The sequence below is a fragment of the Paenarthrobacter sp. NEAU-H11 genome, from assembly GCF_050573415.1.
Classification (GTDB): domain Bacteria; phylum Actinomycetota; class Actinomycetes; order Actinomycetales; family Micrococcaceae; genus Arthrobacter.
The window spans coordinates 1-4,783 of record NZ_JBNZGA010000034.1 but is presented as its reverse complement, the minus strand read 5'-3'; the positions used below and the strand labels follow the sequence as shown (position 1 = coordinate 4,783).

The following is a 4,783-nucleotide window of genomic DNA, read 5'->3' as shown; positions in this document are numbered from 1 at the left end:
GAGGGTGTTTCATTGAGTGTGTAAGGGTCCGGTCTCTAACTAGGGTTTGACCTGCGGTTTCACCCCTGAAAGGACGGGCCCTCTTGGCCGAAATCAGTATGACCACCAACCCCCTTGAAGGCGTCTTGAGCGCCGACCAGATCGACGCCCTCGTCACGGCAGCGGAGGACCTCGGAGAGGGCCGCAACGGTGTTGAAGAGCTCCTCTCCCGGATGACCCGCGCGGTCCTGGAACGGGCCTTGGAAACGGAGATGAGCGACCACCTCGGCTACGAGTCCGGGGACCCCGCAGGGCAGGGCACGGGCAATTCCCGCAACGGCAAGACCACCAAGAGCGTTCAGACCCTCCAGGGGCCGGTGCAGGTCACCGTGCCACGGGACCGGAACAGCTCCTTCGAACCGGTCATCGTGCCCAAGCGGGCCCGCCGGCTGGGCAAGGTCGAAGACATGATCCTGTCCCTTTACGCCCGCGGAATGAGCACCCGGGATATCGGCTCCCACCTCGATGAAATCTACGGGACCAAGGTCTCCGCGGCGACAATTTCGAGGGTGACCGACGTGATTGCCGATGAGCTCGCCCAGTGGCAGAACCGGCCGCTGGAGTCCGTGTATCCGATCGTCTACATCGACGCGATCTGGCTGAAAATCAGGGACGGCGGCGTGGTGGTGAACAAGGCCTGCCACGTGGCCGTGGGCGTGGACGTAGAGGGCCGCAAGCAGGTCCTGGGCCTGTGGCTGGGCACCAGCGAAGGGGCGAAGTTCTGGGCCAACGTGCTCACCGAGATCCGTAACCGCGGAGCCGCCGACATCCTGATCCTGTGCTGCGACGGGCTCACCGGGCTGCCGGCAGCGGTGAACAGCATCTACCCCCAAACCGTCGTGCAGACCTGCGTCGTGCACCTGCTGCGCTCGGCCATGAAATACGCCTCCTACGGTGCACGCAAAGCCATGGCCCGGGACATGCGCCCGATCTACACCGCACCGACCGTGCAGGCGGCCGAGCTGGCCATGGAGGCCTTCGCGGAGACCTGGCAGAGCACAGCTCCCGGGGCGGTGCTGGCCTGGCGGAACGCTTGGGAAGACTTCACCCCGTTCCTGGCTTTCACCCCCGAGATCCGCAAAGTCATCTACACCACGAACCAGATCGAATCGATCAACTACCAACTGCGGAAGATCACCAAAACCAGGGGCTCATTTCCCTCCGACGAGGCCGCGATCAAGCTGGTCTACCTCGGGATCAGAAACATCGAGACCACCCGCGGCGGCGAGCTCGGAACCGGCACCCAAGGCTGGCACCAGGCACTGAACGCTTTCGCCGTTCAATTCCCCAACCGGCTTCCGATCTGACCACCCGGCAGACCGGATAACCGACCGGTCCCTTACACAGAAAACTTGACACCCCCACCGGCCCGGGACGAGGACCAGCAGCCGTGCATGCACCCCTACCGTTCTCGTCGCGGGTAATGTCCACCATGAAGCCCAACCCGTCCGCCGGCGGCCCACGCCAACGACACCGCCGTCAGTACAACCGGTGACGTCCTCGCCGGTGTGGACGCCCAGGACCAGGCCCCCTTCCGGTCGCCGTGACAGAGATGACGTGAATGACCTCGACACGGAGCAGCGCATCTGCACGCGAGCACCACCGGCCGGAACAAGACATAGATTCATATCGGGGTTTCTGTGGTCCTTGGTTTGCTCGGTCGCTACCAATTCAAAGAGGCACTGGCCTAATTCCTCCCGCTTAACGCCCCAGCACAAGCGGCCCCAACTACGGCGTCAGCACAGACCATGCTTAGTTGCGAAGGGCAACTTTACGCGGGTTTCTTTAGCCGCACTTGTCTCATTCGTGAACGATGCCATAGGGACGAGTTGACAGCCGAGGCAGGCCTGCTGACACCCAATCCGCATCCGCGTGCAGTTCCGGAGGGCCAACACCCGGAGGCAGCCCACTGCGCCTGCGTGTCTCTTAGGGAGCGACTGCAGTTGTGTCGGCTGATGAGCGTTACGTCGGCCCTGGCGGTCTGCGGCCCTCTCGGACCACCAGGTCCACGATTTTGAGGACATCTTGCAGTTCGCTTTCTGTTTGTCGCTCTGCCTCGACGCCACCGAAGAATGCCGCCTCATAGTAGAGGCCATCCCCCATGAGTTTCACTGCCCGGGATACACTTCGGCTGCCGAGTTGCTCCTCGAGTGCCGTCAGCCACAGCCGCAGAATCCGGTTGAAGCTGGCCTGCGCTTTGGGATGGCCCTGCTGCGCCAGGCGCGCCATTGCCACCAGCGCCCGGTCCAACGGGCTGACCTCACTGGGAACAGAGCCAATCGACGCTCCCGTTTCGTTAGACGAGTGGCCCGGATCCGAGGTCCACACGACGCATTTATTCCGCTATGGGCGCAGCCATGGCTTCAGTCAATTACTACTGAACCAGGTCGGGATGGGCCTCCTTGAGGAGAACAGTCCAACTGAGCCCCAGGGGCATCGATGGTAGAGCCGAGAGGAAGGGCCGCCCAGCGCCGCAAAGCTCGAGGAGGGCGACCTAGAAGGAACCAATGTCGTAGCCCGACATTTCGGGTTCATATCTCAGGGTGGGGAGCGCGTTTTGAACCATCTTCCCCCACTTGTCCGTGGACATGCCTTCCTCCGAGTTATCGAACGAAAGCCATTGCATCACTTGACCATCCATCACTCCAATTAGGATCCCAGAAAGAGCCTCAATATCGACATCCAACTCCTCCTCGGTTCTAACTTCGCGAAGGAGTTGGGCGCAACCATCCAGGTACCGGCGGTAAACCCGCTTAGCTAAATGTTGGGAATCTGAACTTCGTAACGACCACATGGTGAGCTCGTAGCCGGCGAGTTGCATGTCGCGATTGCGCCTAGACCAGTCCGCGAATGAACGCAATATATCCACGACGCCCTGGTGAAGTCCCACGGCTTGCCGTATTCCTATACCGACTTCAGCAAAGCTGGCAGCTGTGATGGTTTCATAGACTGCGTGGAAGAGATCTTCCTTCGTCGCAAAACAATAGTGAAGACTGGCAGTCGGTAGTTCGGCCACTTCGGCAATGCGGCGGGTTGTCGCCCTAGCCACACCTTCTCGGCTTATGACTCTTATCGCGGCGTCCACAAACTGCCGGCGGCGGAAACTGACAGGCTGATGATCCTGCGGCATGCTGCCTCCTCGCTCCTGCTTTCGAAATTGTTCCTTTCTGCCAGCTTACTTGGACGCTTGGCCCATTCGTAGTGCGGTCAGGCTCAACTTGCAATAAAGACAAGTTTGGGCAGCCCCGGCTGCCCGGTTCCCCTAGCTGCTTCCTCTTCGGGAGAGAACAACGGAGTACCGCACTGGAGATTCGAGCAGCAGGACAATGATGCTCAATAGCAGAGCAACGGCAATGGATGGCGACTAGCCCACACCCCAAGGAAAAGCGTGATCCAAGGGCTGACTGGCACTTAAACCTGCGAAGGAAAGTCTTGACCATGCGGCCAAGTTGCTGCTACTTTTGATCAAGTGATCAAGTTCACAATGGCTGGAAGGTGGAATTGACCAGCATGACACGAGAGCAGGCCTACGCCCACTGTCCCCCGGACTCCCATGTGGAGTCCATGGGGTCGGTGGCTCGTCATCCCTTCTCACCTTGCCTGCCTGAGGCAACAGCAATGGGGTGTCTCTGACCTCCGCGGTCAGAACACTCGTCGTCGACTGCTTGCATTGGGCACGAAGTTTCCTGCTCACAGTTGTGAGTGAGCGCTTAGTAGGACATTGGGGAAGGTAAGTCCGGCTCGGGGTACAACGATCCCTCCCGGCTCCCGGTCACTGTTCGGATCACGTCTAGAACTGACCGGACACATCCCCATCACCGTATTCATTTCTGCCGTTGGAGGCTGATCGCAGGATGCACACTGCCATGCTTAAGCTCGACCACTTCAGTGTCGAAGCAGACGGGGCCTCGAGCACCGTCACCGAAATTCTGCCTGAGTGGCACAAACACCAGCGCTTTGGGATTGTCATCCAGGAGCCCATGGGTCACGTCGGGGCCGGATTGTTGAGCCAAGCTGCCATCGCGGCGTTTTTCGAGGATCTGTTCAAGAACTCATGGGCCGACGTGCCAGTCCCGAACGAGGACCTGCCCGGTCCTTCCCAGTACCCCGGCACGTATCCGGAGATCTACGCGTTCCACGTCGGTCGTCGCCACGGCACGCTCAGCCCCGCTGACTTTGTGCCGAATTATAAGGAAGTCCTGGTCGAGGCCGATCCGATGCGGGTGCTGCAGGAAATTAATGGTCGTGGCATCACCATCCTCGCCGTCCCCGAGGGGGAGGAGAGGACTCACAAGTTCTTCTGGCCCGAACACCGGGCTTTCCTTTGGCGGACCGAGTGTGTGCTCAGCTACAGCGCCAGCGGGCGGGTGGCAGACCCGGACATTTCCATCACGTCGCTGCACGACGAGCCCGAGGCCAATGTGGACCGCCTGCTTGACCCAATGGAAAGCGCCGCGCCGTTTCGTGTAATCAACCCCGAGCGGACCAAAGTAGAGGCAGAGGGCGTGGTGTTCGAGGGGGACACCCTCGACGACCTCCTGCGCTGGACGGCCGATATTGACATGCGCCACCACGACGTCACGGAAGAAGAGCGCGCTGCGGCGGCCGCCGCCAGAAACGCAATCCGGGTCAACGGGCGATCCACCGAGACCTACCGCCGCCGCGATGCAAACTACGCCCTCAGACGACTCGTGCGCTAACAACACCCTCGGACGCTTCCGTCGTACGCCCGACTTTTGAAAAA

Annotated in this window: 4 protein-coding genes; 2 read left to right on the top strand and 2 right to left on the bottom strand. The window is 60.6% G+C overall.

Annotated features, from left to right (window positions below; all coding sequences use genetic code 11):
* The first annotated feature begins 98 nt into the window (after window positions 1-98).
* Complete coding sequence (locus ACQ3DC_RS21025) at window positions 99-1,346, top strand: IS256 family transposase (protein WP_430752900.1); 1,248 nt, start codon at window positions 99-101, stop codon at window positions 1,344-1,346.
* Between the two features lie 655 nt (window positions 1,347-2,001).
* Here ACQ3DC_RS21025 and ACQ3DC_RS21020 read toward each other — a convergent pair.
* Both ACQ3DC_RS21020 and ACQ3DC_RS21015 read right to left on the bottom strand, forming a co-directional pair.
* Window positions 2,002-2,289 (bottom strand): hypothetical protein, encoded by a 288-nt coding sequence (locus ACQ3DC_RS21020; RefSeq protein WP_430753129.1) that lies wholly within the window; start codon window positions 2,287-2,289, stop codon window positions 2,002-2,004.
* Between the two features lie 244 nt (window positions 2,290-2,533).
* Window positions 2,534-3,169 carry a TetR/AcrR family transcriptional regulator gene (locus tag ACQ3DC_RS21015; RefSeq protein ID WP_430753128.1) on the bottom strand — a complete coding sequence of 212 codons (636 nt, stop codon included), beginning with the start codon at window positions 3,167-3,169 and terminating at the stop codon, window positions 2,534-2,536.
* A gap of 736 nt (window positions 3,170-3,905) precedes the next feature.
* Between ACQ3DC_RS21015 and ACQ3DC_RS21010 the strand changes: the two genes are divergently transcribed.
* Entirely contained in the window at window positions 3,906-4,739 is an 834-nt protein-coding gene (locus tag ACQ3DC_RS21010; RefSeq protein ID WP_430752655.1) for a hypothetical protein, read from the top strand.
* Window positions 4,740-4,783: the final 44 nt, after the last annotated feature.

What these genes read in the sequence shown, in the direction of transcription:
- ACQ3DC_RS21025 (WP_430752900.1), top strand. Translation starts at nt 99, where the DNA reads ATGACCACCAACCCCCTTGAAGGCGTCTTGAGCGCCGACCAGATCGAC.
- ACQ3DC_RS21015 (WP_430753128.1), bottom strand. Translation starts at nt 3,169, where the DNA reads ATGCCGCAGGATCATCAGCCTGTCAGTTTCCGCCGCCGGCAGTTTGTG.
- ACQ3DC_RS21010 (WP_430752655.1), top strand. Translation starts at nt 3,906, where the DNA reads ATGCTTAAGCTCGACCACTTCAGTGTCGAAGCAGACGGGGCCTCGAGC.